Origin of the sequence: Amycolatopsis granulosa (assembly GCF_011758745.1) — a bacterium.
Classification (GTDB): domain Bacteria; phylum Actinomycetota; class Actinomycetes; order Mycobacteriales; family Pseudonocardiaceae; genus Amycolatopsis_E; species Amycolatopsis_E granulosa.
The window spans coordinates 4835054-4859627 of sequence record NZ_JAANOV010000001.1 but is presented as its reverse complement, the minus strand read 5'-3'; the positions used below and the strand labels follow the sequence as shown (position 1 = coordinate 4859627).

General features: G+C 71.6%; 27 protein-coding genes. 16 read left to right on the top strand and 11 right to left on the bottom strand.

What is annotated here, in order from left to right; all coding sequences use genetic code 11:
• Positions 1 to 5: 5 nt before the first annotated feature.
• On the bottom strand, positions 6 to 824 hold the full coding sequence (gene qcrC, locus FHX45_RS23855; protein WP_167106155.1) for a cytochrome bc1 complex diheme cytochrome c subunit: 819 nt from the start codon (positions 822 to 824) through the stop codon (positions 6 to 8).
• A gap of 53 nt (positions 825 to 877) precedes the next feature.
• Positions 878 to 1507 carry an aa3-type cytochrome oxidase subunit III gene (gene ctaE, locus FHX45_RS23850; RefSeq protein ID WP_167106152.1) on the bottom strand — a complete coding sequence of 210 codons (630 nt, stop codon included), beginning with the start codon at positions 1505 to 1507 and terminating at the stop codon, positions 878 to 880.
• A 96-nt stretch (positions 1508 to 1603) separates the two neighbouring features.
• Here ctaE and FHX45_RS23845 point away from each other — a divergent pair, with 96 nt between their 5' ends.
• From FHX45_RS23845 to trpD, 3 genes are read left to right on the top strand one after another with little or no spacing between them, the layout of a single operon-like run.
• Positions 1604 to 2050 (top strand): hypothetical protein, encoded by a 447-nt coding sequence (locus tag FHX45_RS23845; protein WP_167106149.1) that lies wholly within the window; start codon positions 1604 to 1606, stop codon positions 2048 to 2050.
• Between the two features lie 41 nt (positions 2051 to 2091).
• Complete coding sequence (locus FHX45_RS23840) at positions 2092 to 2502, top strand: response regulator (RefSeq protein WP_167106146.1); 411 nt, start codon at positions 2092 to 2094, stop codon at positions 2500 to 2502.
• Between the two features lie 46 nt (positions 2503 to 2548).
• On the top strand, positions 2549 to 3574 hold the full coding sequence (gene trpD, locus FHX45_RS23835; protein ID WP_167106143.1) for an anthranilate phosphoribosyltransferase: 1026 nt from the start codon (positions 2549 to 2551) through the stop codon (positions 3572 to 3574).
• 127 nt (positions 3575 to 3701) lie between these two features.
• Here the strand turns inward: trpD and FHX45_RS23830 are convergent, their stop codons facing one another.
• Entirely contained in the window at positions 3702 to 4121 is a 420-nt protein-coding gene (locus FHX45_RS23830) for a cytochrome c oxidase subunit 4 (RefSeq protein WP_167106140.1), read from the bottom strand.
• 52 nt (positions 4122 to 4173) lie between these two features.
• Complete coding sequence (gene ctaC / locus FHX45_RS23825; RefSeq protein WP_167106137.1) at positions 4174 to 5115, bottom strand: aa3-type cytochrome oxidase subunit II; 942 nt, start codon at positions 5113 to 5115, stop codon at positions 4174 to 4176.
• Between the two features lie 166 nt (positions 5116 to 5281).
• On the opposite strand from ctaC, the gene asnB reads away from it, so the two are divergent.
• On the top strand, positions 5282 to 7216 hold the full coding sequence (asnB, locus tag FHX45_RS23820) for an asparagine synthase (glutamine-hydrolyzing) (RefSeq protein ID WP_167106134.1): 1935 nt from the start codon (positions 5282 to 5284) through the stop codon (positions 7214 to 7216).
• Positions 7217 to 7292: 76 nt separating this feature from the next.
• Here asnB and FHX45_RS23815 read toward each other — a convergent pair whose 3' ends face one another.
• On the bottom strand, positions 7293 to 8282 hold the full coding sequence (locus FHX45_RS23815) for a carbohydrate kinase family protein (protein WP_341771592.1): 990 nt from the start codon (positions 8280 to 8282) through the stop codon (positions 7293 to 7295).
• 130 nt (positions 8283 to 8412) lie between these two features.
• On the opposite strand from FHX45_RS23815, the gene FHX45_RS23810 reads away from it, so the two are divergent.
• Complete coding sequence (locus FHX45_RS23810; RefSeq protein ID WP_167106131.1) at positions 8413 to 8583, top strand: hypothetical protein; 171 nt, start codon at positions 8413 to 8415, stop codon at positions 8581 to 8583.
• Positions 8584 to 8645: 62 nt separating this feature from the next.
• Here the strand turns inward: FHX45_RS23810 and FHX45_RS23805 are convergent, their stop codons facing one another.
• Positions 8646 to 9020 (bottom strand): HesB/IscA family protein, encoded by a 375-nt coding sequence (locus FHX45_RS23805; RefSeq protein ID WP_167106128.1) that lies wholly within the window; start codon positions 9018 to 9020, stop codon positions 8646 to 8648.
• A 172-nt stretch (positions 9021 to 9192) separates the two neighbouring features.
• Here FHX45_RS23805 and FHX45_RS23800 point away from each other — a divergent pair, with 172 nt between their 5' ends.
• The 4 genes from FHX45_RS23800 to FHX45_RS23785 all read left to right on the top strand — a co-directional run bounded on the left by FHX45_RS23800 (position 9193) and on the right by FHX45_RS23785 (position 12744).
• A complete protein-coding gene (locus tag FHX45_RS23800; RefSeq protein ID WP_167106125.1) occupies positions 9193 to 9849 on the top strand; it encodes a DUF3043 domain-containing protein in 657 nt (218 codons plus the stop codon).
• A gap of 57 nt (positions 9850 to 9906) precedes the next feature.
• Positions 9907 to 10896, top strand: a complete 990-nt coding sequence (locus FHX45_RS23795; protein WP_167106123.1) for an aldo/keto reductase family protein — start codon at positions 9907 to 9909, stop codon at positions 10894 to 10896.
• A gap of 15 nt (positions 10897 to 10911) precedes the next feature.
• Positions 10912 to 11955 (top strand): nicotinate-nucleotide--dimethylbenzimidazole phosphoribosyltransferase, encoded by a 1044-nt coding sequence (gene cobT / locus FHX45_RS23790; protein ID WP_167106119.1) that lies wholly within the window; start codon positions 10912 to 10914, stop codon positions 11953 to 11955.
• 72 nt (positions 11956 to 12027) lie between these two features.
• The gene (locus tag FHX45_RS23785; RefSeq protein ID WP_167106116.1) at positions 12028 to 12744 is read left to right on the top strand and encodes a MerR family transcriptional regulator; all 717 of its coding nucleotides are present in this window, start codon (positions 12028 to 12030) and stop codon (positions 12742 to 12744) included.
• A 59-nt stretch (positions 12745 to 12803) separates the two neighbouring features.
• On the opposite strand, the gene FHX45_RS23780 is transcribed toward FHX45_RS23785, so the two are convergent.
• On the bottom strand, positions 12804 to 13907 hold the full coding sequence (locus FHX45_RS23780; RefSeq protein WP_167106113.1) for a branched-chain amino acid aminotransferase: 1104 nt from the start codon (positions 13905 to 13907) through the stop codon (positions 12804 to 12806).
• A 52-nt stretch (positions 13908 to 13959) separates the two neighbouring features.
• Between FHX45_RS23780 and FHX45_RS23775 the strand changes: the two genes are divergently transcribed.
• Positions 13960 to 14277, top strand: a complete 318-nt coding sequence (locus FHX45_RS23775; RefSeq protein WP_243869207.1) for a hypothetical protein — start codon at positions 13960 to 13962, stop codon at positions 14275 to 14277.
• On the opposite strand, the gene FHX45_RS23770 is transcribed toward FHX45_RS23775, so the two are convergent.
• A complete protein-coding gene (locus FHX45_RS23770) occupies positions 14246 to 15223 on the bottom strand; it encodes a hypothetical protein (protein WP_167106110.1) in 978 nt (325 codons plus the stop codon). The two genes, FHX45_RS23775 and FHX45_RS23770, sit on opposite strands and share 32 nt — an antisense overlap.
• 99 nt (positions 15224 to 15322) lie before the next feature.
• Here FHX45_RS23770 and FHX45_RS23765 point away from each other — a divergent pair, with 99 nt between their 5' ends.
• Positions 15323 to 16828: a leucyl aminopeptidase gene (locus tag FHX45_RS23765; protein ID WP_167106107.1), complete on the top strand. Its 1506-nt coding sequence runs from the start codon at positions 15323 to 15325 to the stop codon at positions 16826 to 16828.
• A gap of 59 nt (positions 16829 to 16887) precedes the next feature.
• On the opposite strand, the gene FHX45_RS23760 is transcribed toward FHX45_RS23765, so the two are convergent.
• A complete protein-coding gene (locus FHX45_RS23760) occupies positions 16888 to 17229 on the bottom strand; it encodes an oxidoreductase (RefSeq protein ID WP_167106104.1) in 342 nt (113 codons plus the stop codon).
• 139 nt (positions 17230 to 17368) lie between these two features.
• Here FHX45_RS23760 and lpdA point away from each other — a divergent pair, with 139 nt between their 5' ends.
• The 5 genes from lpdA (at position 17369) to lipB (ending at position 22926) form a co-directional block, all read left to right on the top strand.
• Positions 17369 to 18742: a dihydrolipoyl dehydrogenase gene (lpdA, locus tag FHX45_RS23755; RefSeq protein ID WP_167106101.1), complete on the top strand. Its 1374-nt coding sequence runs from the start codon at positions 17369 to 17371 to the stop codon at positions 18740 to 18742.
• A 41-nt stretch (positions 18743 to 18783) separates the two neighbouring features.
• Positions 18784 to 20553 carry a 2-oxoglutarate dehydrogenase, E2 component, dihydrolipoamide succinyltransferase gene (gene sucB / locus FHX45_RS23750; protein ID WP_167106098.1) on the top strand — a complete coding sequence of 590 codons (1770 nt, stop codon included), beginning with the start codon at positions 18784 to 18786 and terminating at the stop codon, positions 20551 to 20553.
• A 111-nt stretch (positions 20554 to 20664) separates the two neighbouring features.
• Positions 20665 to 21543: a TIGR01777 family oxidoreductase gene (locus tag FHX45_RS23745; RefSeq protein WP_167106095.1), complete on the top strand. Its 879-nt coding sequence runs from the start codon at positions 20665 to 20667 to the stop codon at positions 21541 to 21543.
• On the top strand, positions 21540 to 22172 hold the full coding sequence (locus FHX45_RS23740; RefSeq protein WP_167106092.1) for a phosphatase PAP2 family protein: 633 nt from the start codon (positions 21540 to 21542) through the stop codon (positions 22170 to 22172). Before FHX45_RS23745 ends, FHX45_RS23740 begins: the two co-directional genes overlap by 4 nt.
• Positions 22173 to 22182: 10 nt before the next feature.
• A complete protein-coding gene (gene lipB, locus FHX45_RS23735) occupies positions 22183 to 22926 on the top strand; it encodes a lipoyl(octanoyl) transferase LipB (RefSeq protein WP_424923820.1) in 744 nt (247 codons plus the stop codon).
• A 24-nt stretch (positions 22927 to 22950) separates the two neighbouring features.
• Here the strand turns inward: lipB and FHX45_RS23730 are convergent, their stop codons facing one another.
• Both FHX45_RS23730 and FHX45_RS23725 read right to left on the bottom strand, forming a co-directional pair.
• Positions 22951 to 23883, bottom strand: a complete 933-nt coding sequence (locus tag FHX45_RS23730; protein WP_167106086.1) for a TIGR03560 family F420-dependent LLM class oxidoreductase — start codon at positions 23881 to 23883, stop codon at positions 22951 to 22953.
• A gap of 17 nt (positions 23884 to 23900) precedes the next feature.
• Entirely contained in the window at positions 23901 to 24494 is a 594-nt protein-coding gene (locus FHX45_RS23725) for a TetR/AcrR family transcriptional regulator (protein WP_167106084.1), read from the bottom strand.
• Positions 24495 to 24574 lie beyond the last annotated feature (80 nt).

Here is a 24574-nt window from a genome sequence, read left to right as displayed (position 1 = left end):
GCTAGTCATGCCCTCGATCCAATCCACAGAGTCACGCCGAGGATGGCGCCGATACCGACGATCCACGCGACGAGCGCCTCGGGAGCCGGCCCCAGACCGCCCAGACCGAAACCGCCCGGGTTGTTGTTCCCGTCGGACACGGACTTGACGTAGGCGACGATGTCCTTCTTCTCGTCCGGGGTGAGCTGGCGGTCGGAGAACTTCGGCATGTTCTGCGGACCAGTCAGCATCGCGGTGTAGATCTGGTCCTCGGTGGCCGGGCCGAGCTCCGGCGCGAACTTGCCGGCCGACAGGGCACCACCCTGGCCGGTGAAGTTGTGGCACGACGCGCAGTTGAGGCGGAACAGCTCGCCACCGCGCGCCGGGTTGTCCCCGCGCAGCGCCGCGCCGGTCTGGGCGGGCCGCTCCGGGCCGCCGCCGTTGGCCTGGACGTAGGCGCCGACCGCGTCGATCTCCTCCGGCGTCAGCTTCGGCGGCTTCCGCTCCGCCTGCGCCTCCTGCCGGACCGCCGGCATGCGGCCGGACGAAGTCTGGAAGTACACAGCCGCGTCACCGACGCCGATCAGGCTCGGCCCGCGGTCCTCCACGCCCTGCAGGTTCGCGCCGTGGCAGGTGATGCAGCTGTTGTTGTAGACCTGCTGACCCAGGCGCAGCTGCGCCGGGTCGCCCTGCGCCTGCGCGGTCTGCGGCTGCGGCACCAGGATGGCGTAACCGAGACCCACGCCGACCAGCGCCACGCCCAGCGCGAGCGCACCGGCGAGGCGGCGGCGCAGCTTGGTGCGGGCGCCGAAGCGGCGCCTGGAGGAGTTCTTGCTGGTGGTCATTCTTCGGCAACCCTTGCTGTCAGTTCAGGCCGGTCCACGGGTGGCGGGCGCGGTCACGGGATGATGTAGATGACCGCGAACAGGCCGATCCACACGATGTCGACGAAGTGCCAGTAGTACGACACGACGATCGCCGAGGTCGCCTGCGCGGGGGTGAACTTGCTCAGCTTCGTGCGGATGAGCAGGAAGACGAAGGCGACGAGACCACCGATCACGTGCAGACCGTGGAACCCGGTCGCCAGGAAGAACACGGTGCCGAACGGCCCGGACGGGATGGTCACGCCCTCATCGATCAGCGAGACGTACTCACCGGCCTGACCGGCGACGAAGATCGCGCCCATGATCAGGGTGATGACGTACCAGCGGCGCAGCCCGTAGACGTCACCGCGCTCGGCGGCGAACACGCCGAGCTGGCAGGTGAACGACGACGCCACCAGGATGATCGTGAAGGGCAGCGCGTACGGGATGTCCAGGTGGATGGGCTCGCCGGTCGCCGTGTTGATCGGCGGCCAGACCCCCGTGGCGTTCTGCGCCTTGACCGTGAAGAACATCGCGAACAGCCCGGCGAAGAACATGAGCTCGCTGGAGAGCCACACGATCGTGCCGACGCTGACCATGTTCGGCCGGTTCAGCGAGTGCACCCGCTGGCTGATGGTGGGAGCTGCCGTTGTCACGGGTCGCATTATGTCTCCCTGCGCGGCGACCTGCTTGCTCGGGTCCGGCACGCCGCGCCCGGGGTGTCGGTCACACCGGCGGACGCGGAGGGTGAGGATCAGGGCGTGAGTTTCTTCGATCGGGTGCGTGACCTGCTGCGAAAGCGCGACGAGCCGGTTCTGACCGTGAACGACGAGGACGTCGCGGTCGTGGCCGAGGCGTTCGACGTCGCCGAGGCGGACTCCGCGGTGCTGGCGAGATCACATCGATGGCGGGCGGCGGAACCGGCGATTCTGCGCCACCACCTCGTCCTGCCGCCGGACCGCGTCACCGAGGCCGCCGCGGTCCTGGCGCAGGACGGGTGGGAGCTGCGCCCCGAGCCCGGCGCCGGCGAGCCCGGCGCCGGCGGGCCCGTCCGGGTGCACGCGCTGCGGGTGCAGAAGCTCGACGCGCTGCACTGCGCGCAGGAGCGCGCCCGGATGGCCGGGCTGGCGCAGCGGCTGGACGGCGACTGGCTCGGCTGGGACGCGTTGCAGCCGATGGGCCTGGGTGGAACCGGACGGGACGGCTAGCATCGACACGACCAGTACAGCGACGAAGCCGGAGGGTCGACTTGTCCGAACAGTCCACACGGATCCTGGTGTTCAGCCACCGACCGCAGGTGCGGGAGTCGATCATCACGGCGGTCGGTCGCCGGCCCGCCACCGACCTGGGCCGGGTCGACTACGTCGAGGCCGCCGGCGTCGCCGACGTGCTGGCCGAGATGGACGAGGGCACGGTCGATCTGGCGATCCTGGACGGCGAGGCCCAGCCGACCGGCGGCATCGGGTTGTGCCGGCAGTTGAAGAACGAGATCGACGACTGCCCGCCGATCGTCGTCGCCGTGCGGCGCAAGGACGACCGCTGGCTGGCCACCTGGTCCCGGGCCGACGCCGTCCTGGTCCATCCGCTCGACCCGCTGACCGCGGCGGAGACGGTCGCGGACGTGCTGCGGGCCCACCGGGTCCCGGTCGTCCGGGGCTGAGGCGCCGCGAAGAGACCGGCCGGTTCCCGGCCGCAGAAAGGTGACCATGGGCACGCAGAACTGGCCCGCGCTGTTCAACCAGCTGATCGCCGGCGCCGACCTGTCCGCGGAGGACACCGCGTGGGCGATGGACCAGGTGATGTCCGGGGAGGCCACCCCCGCCCAGGTGGGCGCCTTCCTGGTCGCGCTGCGCGCGAAGGGCGAGACCCCCGCGGAGGTCATCGGGCTGGCCGACGCGATGCTCGCGCACGCCAGGCGGGTGGAGATCGACCGGCCGGCGGTGGACATCGTGGGCACCGGTGGTGACCGGTCCGGGTCGGTGAACATCTCCACGATGGCCTCGCTGGTCACCGCGGCCGCCGGCGTGGCGGTGGTCAAGCACGGCAACCGGGCGGCGTCGTCGAAGGCCGGCACCGCCGACGTGCTGGAGGCGCTGGGGGTCGCGATCGACCTGCCGCCGGAGGGTGTCCGGCGGTGCGTGAACGAGCTGGGCATCGGGTTCTGCTTCGCGCCCGTGTTCCACCCCGGGTTCCGCCACGCGGGTGCGCCCAGGCGGGAGCTGGGGGTGCCGACGGCGTTCAACCTGCTGGGGCCGCTGACCAACCCGGCGCAGCCCCGGGCGGGCCTGATCGGGTGCGCGTTCGCGGACAAGACGGAGGTGCTGGCGCGGGTGTTCGCCCGCCGGGGCACCACGACGCTGGTCGTCCGCGGGGACGACGGTCTGGACGAGCTGACCACCACCACGACCAGCTCGGTGTGGGTCGTGACGGACGGGGCGGTGCGGGCCGAGCGCCTGGACCCGGCCGAGCTGGGCATCCCGCGCGCCACGGCGGAGGATCTGCGCGGCGGCGACCCCGCGGCCAACGCCGAAGTGGTCCGCGAGCTGGTGGCGGGCAAACCGGGGCCGGTGCGGGACGCGGTGCTGCTGAACGCGGCCGGTGCGCTGGCCGCGGACACCGGTTTCAGCGGGTCGCTGGTGGCCGATCTGTCCGCCGGTTTGGTGCGCGCAGCCGAGGCGATCGACACCGGCGCAGCGGCCGATCTGCTGGCGCGGTGGGCCGCGTTCCGCTGATCGGTTCCGCACAGGGGTGCGGGGCATCCGCGGGCATCGCAACAGCGCACAGCGAAGAGGGCCCACCGGTGGACGACCACCCGGTGGGCCCTCTTCGTACAGCTCGGAAGCGGCGCTGCGCGAACGCTTACTCGTGGTTCGGGCCGGTGTGGTACTCGAACACCAGACCGCCCACGGCGAGGAGGATCAGGATGCCGCCGACGATCAGCATCCACACGTGGAAGAACGCCAGGCCGAGCCCCATGAACGCGGCGGCGCCGGCCAGCCCGATCGGCCAGTAGCTGCCCGGGCTGAAGAAGCCCATCTCGCCCGCACCGTCGCTGATCTCGGCGTCGTCACGGTCTTCCGGCCGCGGCTCGATCCGGCGGCCGACGAACCGCATGTAGCTGCCCGCCAGCAGGGACAGCCCGCCGGTCAGGATGAGCGCGACCAGGCCGACCGGCTCGACGCCGTGGCCACTGCCCAGCCCGGTCCACACGCCGTAGACGATCGCGATGAAGAACGCGAAAGCGGTGACCAAGTCGAAAATCCGGGCTTCGACCTTCATGACGCTGTCCTCACTGTGCTCATGCTTCCAACACCCACGGGAACCAACCGGCTCAGCCGGACTGCGTCCGCAGCGTGCGGTCGGTGTTGAACGGCTTCGTCGTGGTCGCCTGCGGCGCGCACAGCTCGCCGCAGTTCAGCGCGGCCAGCGCCTCGGCGGTCGTGTTCGGCTGCCCGGTGGCCGGGTTGATCTGGGTCCGCAGCTGGATGTAGCGGTCGAACTGGTCGGCCGGCAGCGCGCGGACCTCGAAGTTCATCCCCGAGTGGTAGGTGCCGCACAGCTCGGCACACCGGCCCACGAAGGCGCCCGTCCGGTCGATCGTGTTCTGGAACGACGAGTCCTGGTTGTTCTTCTCCGGGTCCGGGAACACGTCCCGCTTGAAGTGGAACTCCGGCACCCAGAAGGAGTGGATGACGTCGGCGGAGCGCAGGTTGTACTGGATGCGCTTGCCGGCGGGCAGGACCAGGATCGGGATCTCGCTCGAGCTGCCGACGGTCCTGATGAGCTGGCCGTTGGCGTCCTTCGGCGCGCTCGGGTAGTCGAACTCCCAGTTCCACTGGAACGCGGTCACGTCGACCGTGACGTCGGGGTTCGGCTCCTTGGCCAGCACCTTGCTCTCGGTGGTCGCGGTGAAGAAGAACAGCACGCAGACCATCACCAGCGGCAGCACGACGCAGAACAGCTCGAGCGGCACGTTGTACTGGAACTGCCGCGGCAGGTCGCCCGGCTGGTCGCTCTTCTTCTTGCGGTGGAAGGCGACCGACCAGAAGATCAGGCCCCACACGACGACACCGACGGCGAGCGCGGCGATGACCGACCAGGTCCACAGGACACGCATGTCCTCCGACTCCTTGGTCACGCCGACGGGCCAGCCGAACCGCAGCACCTCGTCACCGGAGCACCCGGTCGCCAGGAGCGCGACGAGCCCGGCCAGCGCGGCGACCTTACCGACTTTCGCCGAACGTGATGCCGGAGTGCGCTCATCCCTGCCCACTGCGCAGCGCCCTTTCAACCCAGGCCTCCTTGACGATTTCTGGCTTACCAGCGGGAGCCTAGCCGAGTTCCCCCGATCCGCAGTCCAAGGGGTGACGGTTGGTGGCGGGGGCTGCGGGCATACTGGGCGCTCGACATCCGGCCACGACCTCGAGGTGTGAATATCCGTGTGCGGCCTGCTTGGACTGGTGTGTGCCAGTGAGAACGACGCGGCGAAGGCGCGCGAAGCCGTCGGCGAGGCCATGCGGTGCCAGCGGCACCGCGGTCCCGACGAGCGCGACACCTGGACCGACGCCGAGGTCGTCTACGGCTTCAACCGGCTCGCGTTCATCGACGTCGAGCACGCCCACCAGCCCCTGACCTGGGGTCCTCCGGAATCGCCGAACCGCTACACGCTCAACTTCAACGGCGAGATCTACAACTACCGGCAGCTGCGCGAGCAGCTGACCGCCGAGCACGGTGCGAAGTTCGCCACAGAGGGCGACGGCGAGGCGATCGTCGCCGCCTACCACTACTGGGGCCGCGCCGCGGTGGCGAAACTGCGCGGCATGTTCGCGTTCCTGATCTGGGACGCGGACGAAAAGGTGATCTTCGGCGCACGTGATCCGTTCGGCATCAAGCCGCTGTTCTACGCCTCCGGCCCGGGCGGCACGGCGTTCTCCAGCGAGAAGAAATCGCTGCTGGAGCTTTCCGGCGTGCTCGGGATCACCCAGGAGCTGGACCGGACGGCGCTCCAGCACTACCTGACCCTGCAGTACGTGCCCGAGCCCGAATCGCTGCACACGGGGATCCGCCGCATCGAGTCCGGCACGTCGTTCACCGTCTCCCCCGGCGGGACGCCGCGGGTCGAGCGGTACTTCTTCCCGGAGTTCGCCGCGAAGCCGGTGCGCGGCGAGGCCGAGGCGAAGATCCTGCACGAGCGCATCCGCGACGTGATGCGTGACTCGGTCGGCAAGCACATGATCGCCGACCCGGACATCACCGTCGGCACGTTCCTCTCCGGCGGGATCGACTCCACGGCGATCGCGGCGCTGGCGAAGGAGCGCAACCCGAACCTGATCGCGTTCACCACCGGGTTCGAGCGCGAGGGCTACTCCGAGGTCGACGTGGCGGCCGAGTCGGCGGCCGCGATCGGGGTGAAACACGTCATCCGCACGGTGTCGGCCGACGAGATGATGGACGCGCTGCCGCTCATCGTCTGGTACCTCGACGATCCGGTGGCCGACCCGGCGCTCGTCCCCTTGTGGTTCATCGCGCGGGAGGCGCGCAAGCACGTCAAGGCCGTGCTGTCCGGCGAGGGCTCGGACGAGCTGTTCGGCGGCTACACCATCTACAACGAGCCGTTGTCGCTGGCGCCGTTCGAGAAGGTGCCCGGCAGCGTGCGCCGGGTGCTCGGCAAGGTGTCCGAGCGGATCCCGGAGGGCACCCGCGGCAAGGACCTGCTGCGCCGCGGCGCGCTGCCGCTGGAGGAGCGCTACTACGGCAACGCCCGCATCTTCCGCGACGACCAGTTGCGCGGCGTGCTCAAGACCTTCCGGGAGGGCGTCGGCCACCGCGATGTGACGGCCGAGCACTACCGCACGTCGGCGAACTGGGACCCGGTCGCCCGCATGCAGCACGTCGACCTGTTCACCTGGCTGCGGGGTGACATCCTGGTCAAGGCCGACAAGATGACCATGGCGAACTCGCTGGAGCTGCGGGTGCCGTTCCTGGACGCCGAGGTCTTCAAGGTCGCGGCCGGCATCCCGCTGGACCAGAAGATCACCAAGGAGACCACGAAGTACGCGCTGCGCCGCGCGCTGGAGGGCATCGTGCCCGCGCACGTGCTGAACCGCCGCAAGCTGGGCTTCCCGGTGCCGATCCGGCTGTGGCTGCGCGACGAGATGTACGACTGGGCGCGTGGCATCATCGCCGACTCGCGCACGGACGAGCTGCTCGACAAGCGCGCCGTGCAGCGCCTGCTGGACGAGCACAAGGCCAGCACGCTCGACCACAGCCGGCGGATCTGGGCGCTGCTGGTGTTCATGATCTGGCACGGGATCTTCGTCGAGCACCGCATCAAGCCCGAGATCCCGGAGCCGGTCTACCCGGTGCGGATCTGACCCGGCCGCGGTTGGGGACGGACCGGGGCCGCCGGCCGGCCGCGGTCCGTCCGTCCCGCGAGCGGTGGCGCCGGGCTCAGGCAGGCAGCGCGGGCGCGATCTCGGCGGCGGCGTCCGGACCGAACGCGTCCCCGATGCGGGCGAGAGCGGAGGCGCGGTCCAGCGTCCACTCCTGGGTCCCGATCGTCTCCAGCACCAGCACGGCGATCATCGACCCCAGCTGGGCCGAGCGCTCCAGATCCAGGTCCGCGTTCAGGCCGGCCAGGAACCCGGCGCGGAAGCCGTCGCCGACGCCCGTCGGGTCGGCCTTGGTCAGCTCGGGCACGGCGCCGACCTCGAGGGCCAGCCCGTCCCGGCCGACGATCTCCACGCCCTTCTCGCCCAGCGTGGTGATCCGGATGCCGACGTGGTCCAGCACGTCCGACTCGGACCAGCGGGTCTTCTGGAGCAGCAGCTCCCACTCGTAGCCATTGGTGAACAGGTAGCGGGCGCCGGCGAGGAACCGGCGCGCCTGCTCGCCGTCCATGCGCGCGAGCTGCTGCGACGGGTCGACCGCGAAGGGGATGCCGCGCTGCCGGCACTCCTCCGCGTGCCGCAGCATGCCCTCCGGGTCGTCCGGGCCGATCAGCATCAGCCCGATCCCGCCGACGCGGCCGGCGATCGGGCCGAGCTCGATGTTGCGGGCCTCGGCCATCGCCCCGGCGTAGAAGGTGGCGATCTGGTTGAGGTCGTCGTCGGTGGTGCACACGAACCGCGCGGTGTGCGCCAGCTCCGAGATCAGCACGCCGGCCGTGTCCACGCCGTGGCGCTCCAGCCAGGACCGGTAGTCGGCGAAGTCCGCCCCCGCGGCGCCCACCAGCACCGGGCTCGCCCCGAGCACGCCCAGGCCGAAGGCGATGTTGGCACCGATGCCGCCGCGGCGGACGACCAGGTCGTCGGCCAGGAAGCTCAGCGAGACGCGGTGCAGCTGGTCGGCGACCAGTTGCTCGGCGAACCGGCCGGGGAAGTGCATGAGGTGGTCGGTTGCGATGCTGCCGGACACGGCGATGCGGGCGTTGATTCCCACCGGTTCTCCCTGGCTCCCGAACTCGAGTTACCGGCGGGAAATACCCCGTCGGAGTAAAACTCACCCGCCGACCGACACTACTAGCTGGTAGACCTGTCCGGCGCGCCCGGCTCGACCTAGCGTCGGGTGCGTGAGCACGATGACCGAACCGGAGACCATCGCCGAGCTGATCGACGACTGCGCCGACATCCCCGCCGACCTGCGCGTGGCACGCGCCTCGCTTCCCCGCCCGCCGGCGCCGGGGAACTGGGCCGTCGACGACGCCTGCCACGCCCAGGTGGCCGGGCTGGAGGACTACTAGTTACGCGGACACGACAACGGGCGCCGGTCGAAGCCGACCGGCGCCCGTTGTGCACGTGTGACTCAGTGGAACGAGTCGCCGCAGGCGCAGGAGCCCGTGGCGTTCGGGTTCTCGATGGTGAAGCCCTGCTTCTCGATCGTGTCGACGAAGTCGATCACGGCGCCCTCGACGTACGGCGCGCTCATCCGGTCGACCGCGACGCGCAGGCCGTCGAAGTCGCGGAACAGGTCGCCGTCGAGCGTGCGCTCGTCGAAGAACAGCTGGTAGCGCAGGCCCGCACAGCCACCGGGCTGGACCGCGATGCGCAGGTGCATGTCGTCGCGGCCTTCCTGCTCCAGCAGGGCCTTGGCCTTGCCGGCCGCGGCGTCGCTCAAGGTCACGCCGTGGGTGGCCTCGCCAGCTTCGGCCTGCGTGCCGGTCTGCTCAGCGGTAGTCATAGCTCTCCCTCGGGGTCTTGCCGTGCACCGGGTGGGGGGTGCTCCTCCCTGGTGGAACACCGGGGACACCCGATCTGTTCCGGGCTGGTTCCCGCTTTGGCGCTCGTCTCCATGGTGGCACATCCACGAGGGGGTTGAACACGGACGCCGAGGTCTGGAATAAGCTGGTCGGGTGAGGTTTCTTCGTCGTGGCAGCGCGACCACCGCAGACAGCCCCGAGATCGAGGCGGCCGAGGTGGCCGAAAGCGTCGAATCTCACACCCGGGGCTACACCCCGAGCAAGGGCAGGCCGACGCCCAAGCGCAAGGAGGCCGAGGGCAAGCGCCGCGGCCCGGTCGCTCCCCCGCCGCGCACGATGCGGGAGGCGATGAAGCGCAACCGTGAGCTGCGCAAGGCGAACCCGGCGAGCAAGGAAGAGCGCCGCCGGCTCGCCAAGGAGCGCCAGGAGCGGATGGCCGCCGGTGACGACCGCTACCTGCTGCCGCGGGACAAGGGCCCGGTCAAGGCGTACGTGCGGGACCTGGTGGACTCGCGCCGGCATTTCCTGGGCGCGTTCATGCCGCTGGCGATCCTGGTGTTCATCGTGCTGCTGGTGCCGATCCCGGTGATCCAGCAGTACGTGACTCTGCTGTGCATGGTCGCCCTGGTCGTGATGGCCGTGGAGGGCTACTTCAACGGCCGCCGCATCACCCGGCTGGTCCGGCAGAAGTTCCCGAAGGAGACCGTCAACGGCCGCTCGATCGGCTGGTACGCGTTCGTCCGGGCCAGCCAGATCCGCAAGCTGCGGATGCCGAAGCCGCGGGTCAAGGTCGGCGAAACGGTCTCCTGACCTGGAGTCGCTCCAGGTCGTTAGCAAGGCGAAGCAGTTCGGCGTAGGCTCGCCACCATGGAATTTCGCCGTCTCGGCCGCAGCGGCCTGACCGTCAGTGAGATCGCCTACGGCAACTGGCTCACCCACGGCTCCCAGATCGAGGAGGAGCAGGCCCAGGCGTGCATCAGGGCCGCATTGGACGCCGGGATCACGACGTTCGACACCGCCGACGTCTACGCCAACACCGCCGCCGAGTCGGTGCTCGGCCGTGGCCTGGCCGGGCAGCGCCGGGAGAGCCTGGAGATCTGCACCAAGGTGTTCTGGCCGACCGGCCCGGGCGGTCCGAACGACCGCGGCCTCGGCCGCAAGCACATCATGGAGTCCTGCCACGCGTCGCTGAAGCGCCTGCAGACCGACCACATCGACCTGTACCAGGCGCACCGGTTCGACCCGTCGGTGCCGCTGGAGGAGACGTTCTCCGCGTTCGCCGACCTGGTCCACCAGGGCAAGGTGCACTACATCGGGGTGTCCGAGTGGACCGCCGAGGAGATCACCCGCGGTGCGGCACTCGCCCGGGAGCTGCGCATCCCGTTCGTGTCCAACCAGCCGCAGTACAACATGCTGTGGCGGGTCATCGAGCCGCAGGTCGTGCCCGCGAGCGAGCGGGAGGGCCTCAGCCAGATCGTGTGGTCGCCGATCGCGCAGGGCGTGCTGACCGGCAAGTACCAGCCGGGCCGGCCGCCGCCGGCCGGCTCGCGCGCCACCGACGAGACCGGCTCGCGGTTCGTGCAGCGGTTCCTCCGCGACGAGGTGCTGGAGCGGGTGGCCCGGCTGGAGCCGCTGGCCGCGCGGGCCGGGCTGACGCTGGCGCAGCTCGCGGTCGCCTGGGTGCTGCAGAACCCGAACGTCTCCTCCGCGATCGTCGGCGCCTCCCGCCCGGAGCAGGTGCACGAGAACGTCAAGGCGGCCGGGGTGAAGCTGGACGCCGAGCTGCTCACCGAGATCGATTCGGTGCTGCTGGGCGTGGTGGAGGACGATCCACGCCTCACCGCCCGCGCGGGCTGACGATAGGTTGACGGCGTGACCGACGGGTTGTTTGCCGAAGTCCCGCATCCCGACGAGCCCGCCCGCGCCGGGGCGCTGCGCCGGCACGCCGAGCTGCTCAAGCCGGTCGCGTCGCTGGGTGAGCTGGAGGCGCTCGGCGCGTGGGTCGCGGCCTGCCAGGGCGAGGTGCCACCGCGCCGCTTCCAGCGGCCGCGGATCGTGGTGTTCGCCGGGGACCACGGGATCGCCGCGAAGGGCGTCTCCGCCTACCGGCCGGAGGTGACCGCGCAGCTGGTGCACGCCCTGCTCAAGGGCTCCGGCCCGGTGGCGGTGGCGGCCGCCGTGGCCGGCGCCGGGCTGCGCGTGGTCGATCTCTCGGTGCACGGGGAGACGCCGGTGGCCGAGTTCAAGGTCCGCGCCGGGTCCGGGTCGATCGACGTCGAGGACGCCCTCACCGGCGACGAGGTGCACGCCGCCCTGCGCGCCGGCATGGCGATCGCCGACGCCGAGGTGGACGAGGGCAGCGACCTGCTGGTCGCGGGCAGCATCGGGGTCGGGGCGACCACCCCGGCCGCGGTACTCGTCGCCGCGCTCACCGGCGCCGAGCCGGTCGCCGTGGTGGGCCGCGGTTCCGGCATCGACGACCGCGCCTGGATGCGCAAGGCCACCGCGGTCCGCGACGCCCTGCGGCGGGCGCGCGCCGTGCTGCCGGACCCGGTCGCGCTGCTGCGCACGGCCGGCGGGGCGGACCTGGCCGCACTCGCCGGGTTCCTCGCGCAAGCCGCGGTGCGGCGCACCCCGGTGCTGCTGGACGGGCTGGTCGTGGGCGCGGCCGCGCTGGTCGCCGAGGAGCTGGCGCCGGGGGCGCGGGCGTGGTGGCAGGCCGCGCACGCCGACGCCGAACCGGCGCACCGCATGGTGCTGGAGCACCTCGACCTGAAACCGATCGTCGACCTCGGCATCCGGCTCGGCGACGGCACCGGCGCCGCCACGGCGCTCCCGCTGGTCGTCACGGCCGCCCGGCTGCTGACCGACCTGCCCACCCACGAGGAGACCGCGGTCACCCCGCCGAACGCTTGAACCTCACGTCACGTCAGGTCTTAGCGTCGTGCACACCGGCGCACAAGCGCAGGTGGAAGTGGGTGAAACGGCATGCTCTACAAGGTCGGCGAGCTGGCCAGGGCCACCGGGCTCACCGTGCGGACGCTGCACCACTACGACCACGTGGGGCTCGTGCGTCCGTCCGGGCGCACGGCCTCCGGGCACCGGCTCTACGACGAGCCCGACGTCCGGCGGTTGTACGAGGTGCTGGCCCTGCGGCAGCTGGGCCTGCCGCTCGAGGACATCGGCGCGGCACTGGCGGGCACGTCCGGTCTCGGTGAACTCCTCGAACGGCACCGGGAGCACCTGGACCGGCAGCTGGTGGCGATGCGCACCCTGCGTGCGCACCTCACCACCATGCTCTCGACCGTCGGCGAGCAGGCCGGTGTCACCGACTTCCTGGCTCTCATCAGGGAGGTGACCACCGTGGACGAGACGGTGCGGCAGTACTTCAGCGAAACACAGCTGGCGGAGCTGGCGGAACGCCGCTCGCGGCTCGGCGACCAGGAAGACGTCCAGCGGAAGTGGCAGGACCTGATCCCGCGCGTGCAGCGCGCCGTCGAGACCGGGACCGACCCGGCATCGGCGGAGGGCCGGGAACTCGGCCGCGAGTGGATGTCGCTGCTGGAAGCCTTCCACGGCGGCGACCCGGGCCTGCGGGACTCGCTGTACCGGATGCAGGCCGAGAACTCGGCCGAGATCCAGCACCAGCACGGTGGTCCCTCGCCGGAGCAGCTCGACTTCATCCGGCGGGCGACCCAGGGCTGACGAACAGCGGCCCCCGCGCCGGAACCACCGGCGCGGGGGCCTTGCTCGTCGCAGGTGGATCAGGCCATCTTGCGCATCCAGCCGTGCGGATCGGGGCGGGTGCCCTCCTGGATGCCGGTCAGCTCGGCCCGCAGCTGCATCGTCACCTCGCCGGGCTCGCCGCCGGCGATGGTGAACTCGCCGCCCGCGTACTTGACCCGGCCGACCGGCGTGATGACCGCCGCGGTGCCGCACGCGAACACCTCGGTCAGCTCACCCGAGGCCGCCGCCTTCTCCCACTCCCCGGTGGAGATGCGGCGCTCCTCGACGGCCAGGCCGCGGTCGGCGGCCAGCTGGAGCAGCGAGTCGCGCGTGACGCCGGCCAGCAGCGAACCGGACAGTTCCGGCGTGACGACGCGGGCCCCGGAGCCCGAGCCGAACACGAAGAACAGGTTCATGCCGCCCATTTCCTCGACGTAGCGGCGCTCCACCGCGTCGAGCCACACCACCTGGTCGCAGCCCTGCTCGACGGCCTGCGCCTGCGCCACGAAGGACGCCGCGTAGTTGCCCGCGAACTTCGCCGCACCGGTGCCGCCCGGCGCCGCCCGCACGTACTCGGTGGACAGCCACACGCTCACCGGCTTGACGCCGCCGGCGAAGTACGAGCCGGCCGGCGACGCGATCACCAGGTACCGGTAGTCGTCGGCCGGCGAGTTCACGCCCAGCCCCACCGAGGTGGAGATCATGAACGGCCGAACGTACAGCGCGTCGCCCTGCCTGCTGGGCACCCAGCGGCCGTCGGCCGCGAGCAGCTCCTGCAGCGAGCCGAGGAACAGCTCGTCGGGCAGCTCCGGCATGGCCAACCGCGCCGCCGACCGGCGGAAGCGGGCCGCGTTTGCCTCCGGGCGGAAGGTCGCGATCGACCCGTCCGGCTGCCGGTAGGCCTTCAGGCCCTCGAAGATCGCCTGCGCGTAGTGCAGCACCGAGGTGGCCGGGTCCAGCGTGATCGGCTCGTAGGGGCCGACACCGGCGTCGTACCAGCCACGGTCCTTGCTGTAGCGGATCGACACCATGTGGTCGGTGAAGACGGTTCCGAAGCCGGGCTTCGCCAGTACCTCGGCTACACGCTCCGCCGAGGCGGGAGACGGGTGCGGGGTACGGGTGAAGGGCATCGTGGTCGTCATCGGCCCAGAATAGCTGTTAGTTGGACCTCCGAGAATCGCCGACTCCCTTACCATGGCCCACGTGACCACCAACATGCCGCGACGCGCGACCGACAATTCGGTGTCCGCGGGCCCCGCCTCCGACGTCCGTACCTTCATCGCGGCCGTCCTGCTCACGTTCGCCGCCGGCGAGCTGATGCTGCTCGGCTACGCCCTGCTCGGCGTGTTCGGCGGGATCATCGGCGTGGTCGCCGCGTTCTTCGGCGTGCTGTGGTGGCGCACCATCCACGACAAGCGCGCCTTCCCGCGCGACCTGCCGGTCAAGTCGGTGGTGATCCTCGCGGTGGTGACCGCCGTCATCACCCTGCTGGCGTTCCTGACCGTCGCGTGACCGCCGTGGCGGCCACGACCGCCACGACCGTCTCGAGCAGAGCGAACGGCGGCAGCCAGGCCAGCAGTGTCACGGCCAGTACCGCGGTGATCACCGCCCGCGCGGTGATCCCGGTGGTCATCGACAGCACCGCGGTCACCAGAACCTCGGCCAGGGCCGCCGCCGCGGCGAGCAGCAACGCCTGCTCCGGATCCAGCAGAGCCGCGGCCGCCGCCGCGATCAGTCCACACGGGACGGATGCCCACCGCCACGGCAGTTCCTCCCGCACACCGCCGATCGCGAGCAGCGCGGCGGGCACAGTGGACAGCACGACCACCCCGACGAGCAGCGGATCGAGTGCCTGACCGTCCACCGCGGCGAGCGCGTCGCGCACCGGCACCCCGGACAACGCCAGCCGCACCGGCCCGAGCTGGTACAGCGCGCCCGCGGCGACCGCCAGCACGGCGATCACCGAGCCCGCGAGCCACGCCGGTTTCCGCCGGGGCAGCAACGGGAACAGCACCGCGGCGGACGCCACCAGCCCGCCGGTCGCCAACCGCGGCGCGGTGACCGGCTGGGCCGGCTCGATCGCGAAGCACAACGCCACGAACCCGGCACCCGCCACCAGGAGGATGCCGAGCAGCCACGCCCGCGCGTACCGCGCGAGCCGCAGCCCGGCGGCGCCCGCGGCGGTGACGACCAGCGCGCAGACCGCGGCGGCCCACCGCTGCCCCGGCGCGAGGTAGGCGGCGAACACCGAGGCGCACACCGGCACCAGCGCCAGCCGCGACACCAGACCCGCCGCGGACAGCAGCCGGGCCGGGTTCGCCTTGACCGCGGGTACCTCCGGCACGCACCACGCCAGCAGGGCCGCGACCACGGCGCCGCCGAGCAGCCACCAGCCGCCCGCCCGCGCGCCCACGGCCAGCGCGATCAGCAGTCCCGCCGCCAGCCGCACGCCCACCACCTGCCTCTCCCGCCGGGCTCCGTCCTCATTAGCATGGCTCACGACCTCGCCGGGTAGCCGACCCGGCACGACCGTCGACAGATGCGCGAGGAGCCACAAGTGACCGTGCCGAAGTTTGCCCTGATCGAGAACACCGGCGCCGCGCTCGGCAAGAGCCGCGCCGAGGTCGTGGTGGTCGGGACGCTCCAGGGTGGCAAGGCGGTGACCCTGGCGCCGGGCGCCGAGGCCGTCGACGCGGCCTTCGACGGGGCGCTGGCCGAGGTGCTGGCCACCGTCGGCGCCACCGGCAAGGCCGAGGAGATCGTGAAGGTGCCGACGCTGGGCAAGCTGCCAGCCGCGGTGGTGCTGGCCGTCGGCCTGGGCCGCGCCGCCGAGGACGGCACCGTGACCGCCGAGCAGGTGCGCCGCGCCGCCGGTGCCGCCGGCCGCGCGCTGGCCGGGACGGCGCGCGCGGTCGTCACACTGTCCGCTGTGGACCTGCAGGCCGCGGTCGAAGGCACCGCACTGGGCGCCTACCGGTTCACCGAGTACAAGTCCGAGCCGGGTGAGGCGCCGCTGGCCGCGGCCGACTTCACCACGCCGCAGGCAGGCACCAAGCGGGCGCACACGGCGACGCTGAAGGCCGCGACCGCGATCGCGGAAGCCGTCACCATCGCCCGGGACCTGATCAACACCCCGCCGAACGACCTGTACCCCGCGTCCTTCGCGGAGCGGGCCCGCAAGCTGGCCGAAGCCGAGGACCTCGAGTTCGAGGTCCTCGACGAAAAGCAGCTCAAGCGCAAGGGCTTCGGCGGAATCCTCGGCGTCGGCGGCGGCTCCGCCCGGCCGCCGCGGCTGGTGCGGGTGTCCTACCGGGGCCCGAAGGCGGCCAGGAAGGTCGCGCTCGTCGGCAAGGGCATCACGTTCGACTCCGGCGGCATCTCGATCAAGCCGGCCGCGAACATGGACCACATGACCTCGGACATGTCCGGGGCCGCCGCGGTGCTCGCCTCGGTCGTGCTCGCGGCCCGGCTGAAGTACCCGCTGGAGGTCACCGCCAGCATCCCGCTCGCGGAGAACCTGCCCTCGGGCACCTCCTACCGCCCCGGCGACGTGCTGCGCATGTACGGCGGCAAGACCGTGGAGGTCCTCAACACCGACGCCGAGGGCCGCCTGGTGCTGGCCGACGCGATGGTGCGCGCCGCCGAGGACGACCCGGACTACCTGATCGAGACCTCGACGCTGACCGGCGCGCAGATGGTCGCGCTCGGCAACCGCACCGCCGGGATCATGGGCTCCGACGAGTTCCGCGACCGGGTGGCGGCGATCGCGCAGGCCACCGGTGAGGGCGGCTGGCCGATGCCGCTGCCCGAGGAGCTGCGCGGCGACCTGGACTCGCGGCTGGCCGACCTGGCGAACGTGACCGGGCACCGCTGGGGCGGCATGCTCGCCGCCGGCATCTTCCTGCGCGAGTTCGTCGCGGAGGGCCTGCCGTGGGCGCACATCGACATCGCCGGCCCGGCGTTCAACACCGGCGCGCCGTGGGGCTACACCGGCAAGGGCGGCACCGGCGTGCCGGTCCGGACCATCGCCGCGGTGCTCGCCGACATCGCCGGACAGGGCTGACGATCACCCCGGCCGGCCGGGTGGCTCCCGTCCGTGCGGGGCCACCCGGCCGGTCCGGGTCAGCTCTGCGCGCGCTTTCGCCGCTGGGTGTATTCACGCATGCGCCGGGGGTAACCGACCTTGGCGACTTCGTAGACCGGGATCGCGTGCTTGCGGCCGAACTGCTGCGCGGCATCGAGGCTGCCGATGCGCCGCCGGGTCCATTCGCCGTCGTGCGCGATGAGGACGACCGTGGTCTCGGTGACCGTGGTGCGGGGCTCGACGTAGGCCTCGACGCCGCGCCGCGCGGCCGCCCAGGCCGCCAGGTGGCGCAGGTCCGCGTCGGTGGCGCGGCGCAGCGTGCCTGCCTTTCCGGCACCACGCCGGCGCTTCAGACCGTCGAACAGACCCACCTCGACCACCTCATCTCCGCCTGCCCTCCCCGGCCATTATCCCGTTGATCCAAAGTGCGCCGATTAACACACCCCGGCTACCTCGCAGCCCCCGACTCCGTAGTGACAAGATGATGAGGGTTTGGACGTAAAACGAGGAGTAAACGACGTGAGCGACGCTGGCGCCGACCTGGTGATCCTCGGTGGCGGATCCGGCGGCTACGCGGCGGCTTTCCGCGCCGCGGAGCTGGGACAGTCCGTCATCCTGATCGAGAAGGACAAGCTGGGCGGGACGTGCCTGCATCGCGGCTGCATCCCGACCAAGGCCCTGCTCCATGCAGCCGAGGTCGCCGACACCGCCCGTGAGGGCGAGCAGTTCGGTGTGAAGACCACTTTGGAGGGCGTCGACATCGCCGGCGTCCACAAGTACAAGGACGGGGTCATCAGCCGCCTGTACAAGGGGCTGCAGGGCCTGGCGAAGGCCCATCAGGTCACCGTCGTCGAGGGCACCGGCACGTTCGTCGGCGGCACCACGGTCGAGGTGGACGGCACCCGCTACACGGGCAAGAACCTGATCCTGGCCACCGGCTCGTACTCCAGGACGCTGCCCGGGCTCGAACTGGGCGGGCGCATCATCGCCAGCGACGAGGCGCTGACCCTGGACTGGATCCCGGAGAAGGTGGTCGTGCTCGGCGGCGGCGTCATCGGCGTCGAGTTCGCGAGCGTGTGGGCCTCCTTCGGCGTGGACGTGACCATCGTCGAGGCGTTGCCGCGGCTGGTCCCGGCGGAGGACGAGTTCGCCAGCAAGCAGCTGGAGCGCGCGTTCCGCCGGCGCAAGATCGGCTTCAAGACCGGGGTGAAGTTCACCGGCGCCAAGCAGGACGAGAACGGCGTGAGCGTGTCGCTGGAGTCCGGTGAGACGCTGGAGGCGGACCTGCTGCTGGTCGCCGTCGGCCGCGGCCCGAACACCGCGGGCCACGGTTACGAGGAGGCCGGGGTCGCGATGGAGCGCGGGTTCGTCGTCACCGACGAGCGGCTGCGCACCAACCTGCCGAACGTCTACGCGGTCGGCGACATCGTGCCCGGCCTGCAGCTCGCGCACCGCGGCTTCGCCCAGGGCATCTTCGTGGCCGAGGAGATCGCCGGGCTGCAGCCGAAGCCGATCGACGAGGCCGGCATCCCGCGCGTGACCTACAGCCACCCCGAGGTCGCCTCGGTGGGCCTGACCGAGGCGGCGGCCAAGGAGCGCTACGGCTCCGGCGTGCAGACCCTCACCTACGACCTCGCGGGCAACGGCAAGAGCCAGATCCTCAAGACTTCCGGCGCGATCAAGGTGATCAAGGCGCCGGACGGGCCGGTCGTCGGCCTGCACCTGGTCGGGGACCGGGTCGGCGAACTGATCGGCGAAGCCCAGCTGATCTACAACTGGGAGGCGTTCCCGGAGGACGTCGCTCCGCTGATCCACGCCCACCCGACCCAGACCGAGGCCCTCGGCGAAGCACACCTTGCCCTGGCCGGCAAGCCACTGCACGTGCACAGCTGAGCCGGACCGCAGCCGACAAGATTCAAGGGAGTCAATTCACGATGGCCTTCTCCGTCACACTGCCGGAGCTCGGCGAGAGCGTCACCGAGGGCACCGTCACCCGCTGGCTGAAGCAGGAGGGCGACACGGTCGCGGTCGACGAGCCGCTGCTGGAGATCTCCACCGACAAGGTCGACACCGAGGTCCCCTCCCCGGTCGCCGGCACGCTGCAGAAGATCGTCGCTCAGGAGGACGAGACCGTCGAGGTCGGCGGCACGCTCGCGGTGATCGACGACGGTTCCGGCGGCGACTCCGCCCCGGCCCAGGAGCAGGAGCCCGCGCAGCAGGCCCAGCCGGAGCCGGAGCAGCAGCCCGAGCCGCAGCAGGAGCAGGCGGCGCCGCAGGCGCAGCCGGCGCCGAGCGGGTCCGCCCAGGGCACCCCGGTGACCCTGCCGGAACTCGGCGAGAGCGTCACCGAGGGCACCGTCACCCGCTGGCTGAAGTCGGTCGGCGACCAGGTCGCGGTGGACGAGCCGCTGCTGGAGATCTCCACCGACAAGGTCGACACCGAGGTCCCCTCGCCGATCGCCGGCACCCTGCTGGAGATCAGCGTGGGCGAGGACGAGACCGTCGAGGTCGGCGGCACGCTGGCGATCATCGGTGACGCGAACGCCGCGCCCGCGCCGCAGCAGGAGCAGCAGAAGGCGCCGGAGCCCAAGGCCGAGCCCAAGCCGGAACCGCGGCCCGAGCCCAAGCCGGAACCGGCCGCGCAGGCCCCGGCTCCGCAGCAGGCCGCCCCGCAACCGCAGGCCCCGCAGCCGCAGGCCCAGCAGCCTGCCCCGCAGCCGCAGGCCGCCCCGGCCGCCAGCGACGGCGACGGCAGCGGCCCGTACGTCACCCCGCTGGTCCGCAAGCTGGCCTCCGAGCACGGCATCGACCTGTCGACCGTGACCGGCAGCGGTGTCGGCGGCCGCATCCGCAAGCAGGACGTGCTGGCGGCGGCCGAGGCCAAGCAGAAGCAGAGCGCACCCGCCGCGCAGGCCCCGGCCGCGGCGCCGAGCGCACCCGCCGCCAAGGCGCCGGCCGCGGCCTCGCCGGAGGTGGCCGCACTGCGCGGCACCGTGCAGAAGGCGAGCCGGATCCGCCAGGTCATCGCGCAGCGCACCCGCGAGTCGCTGCAGACCTCGGCACAGCTCACCCAGGTGTTCGAGGTGGACGTCACCAAGATCGCCCGGCTGCGCCAGCAGGCGAAGGCGTCGTTCCAGGAGCGCGAGGGCGTGAAGCTCACGTTCCTGCCGTTCTTCGCCAAGGCGACGGTCGAGGCGCTCAAGCAGCACCCGAACATCAACGCCTACCTCAACGAGGAGACCAAGGAGATCACCTACTTTGGCGAGGAGCACCTCGCCGTCGCGGTGGACACCGAGCGCGGCCTGCTCTCCCCGGTCATCCACAAGGCGGGCGAGCTGAACCTGGCCGGCCTCGCCCGGGCGATCGCGGACGTCGCGGCCCGCACCCGCGCGAACAAGATCAAGCCGGACGAGCTGTCGGGCGGCACCTTCACGATCACGAACCTGGGCAGCAACGGTGCCCTGTTCGACACGCCGATCATCAACCAGCCGCAGTCCGGGATCCTGGGCGTCGGCGCGGTGGTGAAGCGTCCGGTCGTGGTCACCGACGCCGACGGGCAGGACACCATCGCCATCCGGTCGATGGCCTACCTGGCGCTGACCTACGACCACCGCCTGATCGACGGTGCCGACGCCGGCCGGTTCCTGACGACGGTCAAGAACCGCCTGGAAGAAGGCCACTTCGAGGACGAGCTGGGCCGGTAACACCACCACCCGCGAAAAACCCTCCTCCGCCCGCCGCGGAGGAGGGTTTTTCGTTGCCCGCCCGCGGCGGGGGGACGTGCGGGATCCGGCGGCGTGAGCAACGATCGGGGTATGCGTGTACTGATCGCCGGTTCCAGCGGGCTCCTCGGCTCGGCGCTCGTCGCCGCGCTGCGCGACTCGGGCCACGACGTGCGGCGGCTGGTGCGGCGGACGGCCCGGGCCGCGGACGAGCACTCGTGGGATCCGCCGGCGGGCCGGATCGACGACCGCGCGTTCGAGGACGTCACCGCCGTGGTGAACCTGTGCGGCGCGCCGATGGGCCTGCGGTGGAGCGCGGCACGCAAGCAGATGATCCGGGACAGCCGGATCGAGCCGACCGAGGTGCTCGCCGAGGCGGTGGCCGAGTACCGCATCCCAGCCCTGGTCAACGCCTCGGCGATCGGCTTCTACGGCGACACCGGGGACACGGTGGTGACCGAGTCCGCGCCCCGGGGCGAGGGTTTCCTGGCCGAGCTGTGCGAGGCGTGGGAGTCGGCGACCGCCCCGGCGGCCGAGGCCGGATCGCGCGTGGTGAACCTGCGCACCGGCCTGGTGCTCGGCCCGGGCGGCCTGCTCGGGCCCCTCAAGCCGTTGTTCTGGCTCGGGCTCGGCGGGCGGCTCGGCGACGGCGGCCAGTACATGGCCTGGATCAGCCTGCGCGACCACGTGTCGGCGGTCCGGTTCCTCCTCGAGCACGAAACGGTGTCCGGCCCGGTGAACCTGTGCGCGCCGGAACCGGCCACCAACGCGGAGTTCACGCGGGCGCTCGCGCACGTGCTGCGGCGTCCCGCACCGTGGTGGGTGCCGGGGTTCGCGTTGCGCGCGGCGCTCGGTGAGGTGGCCGACGAGATGGCGCTGGTCTCGCAGCGCGCGGTGCCGGCGGTGCTGGAGAAGGCCGGGTTCACGTTCGTGCACACCGATCTCGTCGGCGCACTGGCGGTCGCCCTGTGAGGAGGTGGCCGGCACTCGGCGGGGTGTTCCTCGTCCTGTTCCTCGGGCTGGGCGTGGCCGTCGCCGGGCCGCCGACCGCGGTCGACCTGACCGTCGCCGGGTGGGTGCAGGGCTGGTGGCGGGGAACGCCGGGCCGGATCGCGCAGGTGGTCAGCGACGTGTTCGGACCGGTGGTGCCCGCGGTGTTCGCGGTCGCGCTGGCCCTCGGGATCGTGCTGTGCTGGTGGCGCGGGCTGCGCCGCCCCGCGGGCGTCGGCCTGCGGGTGCTGGGGGTGCTCGCGCTGACCCGGCTGGTGAGCGTGGTGTTCAAGCCGCTGTTCGTGCGCGCCCGGCCCCGCGCGTACCCGGAGTTCAGCTACCCGAGCGGGCACGTGGTGTCGATCTGCGGCACCGGCCTCGCGGCGGTGCTGCTGTGCGTGTGGCTGGCGCCGAGGCTGACCCGGTGGGTGGCGGCGTTCTTCGCGGTCGCGACCGTGCTGTGCGCCGCGAGCCGGGTGGTGCTCGGGGTGCACTGGCTCAGCGACACGGTGGGCGCGGTGCTCGGCGTGCTGGGTGTCGGGCTGCTCACCGCGTGGGCGGTGCGGTTGCTCCCGCCACAGCCCGTGCCGGCCGCTGCGCCGTCGGCGTAATGTGCCCATCGTGAGTCCACAGTCCTGCCGTGCCACCAGCACCCCCGTCCGCGTCAAGAACATCGGGCTGATCGACTACCAGCAAGCCTGGGACCTGCAGCGCGAGCTGGTGACCACCCGGGCGGATTCCGCGGACGCCCCGGACACGCTCCTGCTGCTGGAGCACCCGTCGGTCTACACCGCGGGCAAGCGCACCGAGGAGGCCGACCGGCCCACCGACGGGACGCCGGTGATCGACGTCGACCGCGGCGGGAAGATCACCTGGCACGGGCCGGGGCAGCTGGTCGGGTACCCGATCGTGAAGCTGGGCGACCCGATCGACGTCGTGCACTACGTGCGGCGGCTGGAGGAGGCGCTGATCCGGGTGTGCGACCAGTTCGGCGTGTACACCGGACGGGTCGAGGGCCGCAGCGGCGTGTGGGTACCGGCCGACGAGCGCGGCCCGGAGCGCAAGATCGCCGCGATCGGCATCCGCGTGCAGCGCGGCGTGACGATGCACGGGTTCGAGCTCAACTGCAACGCCGACCTGTCGGCGTTCGACAAGATCATCCCCTGCGGGATCCGCGACGCGGGCACCACGTCGCTGTCGCAGGAGCTGGAGCGCGACGTCCCGGTCGCCGAGGCACTCCCCCTGGCCCGCGACGCCGTGCTCGCCGCCCTGGACGGGGAGCTCGCCGTGTCCGAGGACCGGTGGCTGCGCCGCGAGGACACCGCGCCGTCCGCGCCCGGGGTCACCTTCGCCCTCCGGCCCTGAGCGCGGGCCGGAGGACGGGGGCGATCAGAGCTGCGGAGCCACCTCGGACGCGATCAGCTCCAGGTGGTCCAGATCGGACAGATCCAGCACCTGCAGGTACAGCCGGGTGATGCCGGTGGCCTCCCGGTACCGGCCGATGCTGTCCACCACCTCGGCGACGGTGCCGGCGAGACCGTTCTGCCTGATCTCGCCGGTCTCCCGCCCGATCGCCGCGGCCCGGCGGGCGAACTCGGCGTCGTCCTTGCCGACGGCCACCACCTGCGCGGCCGACCGGATGATGTCCTCCGGGGCGCGGCCGATCTCGCGGCAGGCCGCGTCGACCCGCTCGAACTGGGCGGCACCGGTGGCGGCGTCCACGAACGCCACGTTGAACTCGTTCGCGAAGCGCGCGGCGAGCGCCGGGGTGCGCTTCTTGCCGCCACCGCCGATGATCACCGGCGGTCGCGGCGACTGCGCCGGCTTCGGCAGCGCGGGCGCGTCGGTGAGCTGGTAGTGCTTGCCGGCGAAGGAGAACGTCTCACCTTCCGGGGTTTCCCACAGCCCGGTGATGATCTCCAGCTGCTCGGCGTAGAGGTCGAAGCGCTCCTTGATCTCCGGCATGGGAATGCCGTACGCGTGGTGCTCGGCGTCGTACCAGCCCGAGCCCAGCCCGAAGTCGACGCGGCCGCCGGACATCTGGTCCACCTGCGCGACGGAGATCGCCAGCACCGACGGGTGCCGGAACGTCGCGGCGGTCACGAGCGTGCCCAGCCGGATGCGGGAGGTCTCGCGGGCCAGCGCGCCCAGGGTCACCCACGCGTCGGTCGGTCCGGGCAGCCCGGAGGCCGAGCCCATCTTCAGGAAGTGGTCGGAACGGAAGAAGGCGTCGAAGCCGTTGTCCTCGGTCGCCTTGGCGATGCGCAGGAGGTCGTCGTAGCTCGCGCCCTGCTGCGGTTCGGTGAAGATCCTCAGGTCCACCCCGTCAGCCTAACGACTCAGCTGGTGCGGCGAACCCGGTGCAGCAACTGCATGATCACCTGCTCGACCTGTGCGCCGACCTTCTTCGGGTCCGGCGAGCTCGCGATCTCGGTGGCCGCGCTGTGCAGGGCGCCGAACAGCAGCCGTGCGGTGACCTCGACCGGCACGTCGTCGACCTCGCCCGCCTCGATCAGGTCCTCCAGGCTCGACCGGATCAGCCCGAAGCTCGCCCTGTCCTCGGCCTCACGCCAGCGCTCCCAGCCCATCACCACCGGCGCCTCGTGGATCGCGATGCGCTGGTAGGACGGGTCGAGGCAGCTGGCGATGAACCCGCGCAGCCCGGCCAGGGCCCGCTCCCACGGGGCGCCGCCGCCGGCCATGATCTCTTCCAGCCGCCCGAGGACCTGGCTCTCGACCTTCGCGAACGCGGCCTCGAAGAGCGCCTGCTTTCCGCTGAAATGGTGGTACAGCGCCCCTTTGGTGACCCGCGCGCGCTTGGCGACCTCGTCGAGTGAAGTGTTCGCGTATCCCCGTTTGGTGAACAGCTCGACCGCACTGCTCACCAGGGCCGACCGCGTGGACTCGGAATAGTCGAGGCGCCTGGACCGCATTGTCACCACGCTCACAAGCTTACGCCGGTTTCGCTTTCCATACCCGTGGTATGTTCACCGTGTCGGCACCATACCGACGG

What these genes read in the sequence shown, in the direction of transcription:
- qcrC (WP_167106155.1), bottom strand. Translation starts at nt 824, where the DNA reads ATGACCACCAGCAAGAACTCCTCCAGGCGCCGCTTCGGCGCCCGCACC.
- ctaE (WP_167106152.1), bottom strand. Translation starts at nt 1,507, where the DNA reads ATGCGACCCGTGACAACGGCAGCTCCCACCATCAGCCAGCGGGTGCAC.
- trpD (WP_167106143.1), top strand. Translation starts at nt 2,549, where the DNA reads ATGGGCACGCAGAACTGGCCCGCGCTGTTCAACCAGCTGATCGCCGGC.
- FHX45_RS23830 (WP_167106140.1), bottom strand. Translation starts at nt 4,121, where the DNA reads ATGAAGGTCGAAGCCCGGATTTTCGACTTGGTCACCGCTTTCGCGTTC.
- FHX45_RS23805 (WP_167106128.1), bottom strand. Translation starts at nt 9,020, where the DNA reads ATGACTACCGCTGAGCAGACCGGCACGCAGGCCGAAGCTGGCGAGGCC.
- FHX45_RS23795 (WP_167106123.1), top strand. Translation starts at nt 9,907, where the DNA reads ATGGAATTTCGCCGTCTCGGCCGCAGCGGCCTGACCGTCAGTGAGATC.
- FHX45_RS23785 (WP_167106116.1), top strand. Translation starts at nt 12,028, where the DNA reads ATGCTCTACAAGGTCGGCGAGCTGGCCAGGGCCACCGGGCTCACCGTG.
- FHX45_RS23780 (WP_167106113.1), bottom strand. Translation starts at nt 13,907, where the DNA reads ATGACGACCACGATGCCCTTCACCCGTACCCCGCACCCGTCTCCCGCC.
- FHX45_RS23775 (WP_243869207.1), top strand. Translation starts at nt 13,960, where the DNA reads ATGGCCCACGTGACCACCAACATGCCGCGACGCGCGACCGACAATTCG.
- sucB (WP_167106098.1), top strand. Translation starts at nt 18,784, where the DNA reads ATGGCCTTCTCCGTCACACTGCCGGAGCTCGGCGAGAGCGTCACCGAG.
- FHX45_RS23745 (WP_167106095.1), top strand. Translation starts at nt 20,665, where the DNA reads ATGCGTGTACTGATCGCCGGTTCCAGCGGGCTCCTCGGCTCGGCGCTC.
- FHX45_RS23725 (WP_167106084.1), bottom strand. Translation starts at nt 24,494, where the DNA reads ATGCGGTCCAGGCGCCTCGACTATTCCGAGTCCACGCGGTCGGCCCTG.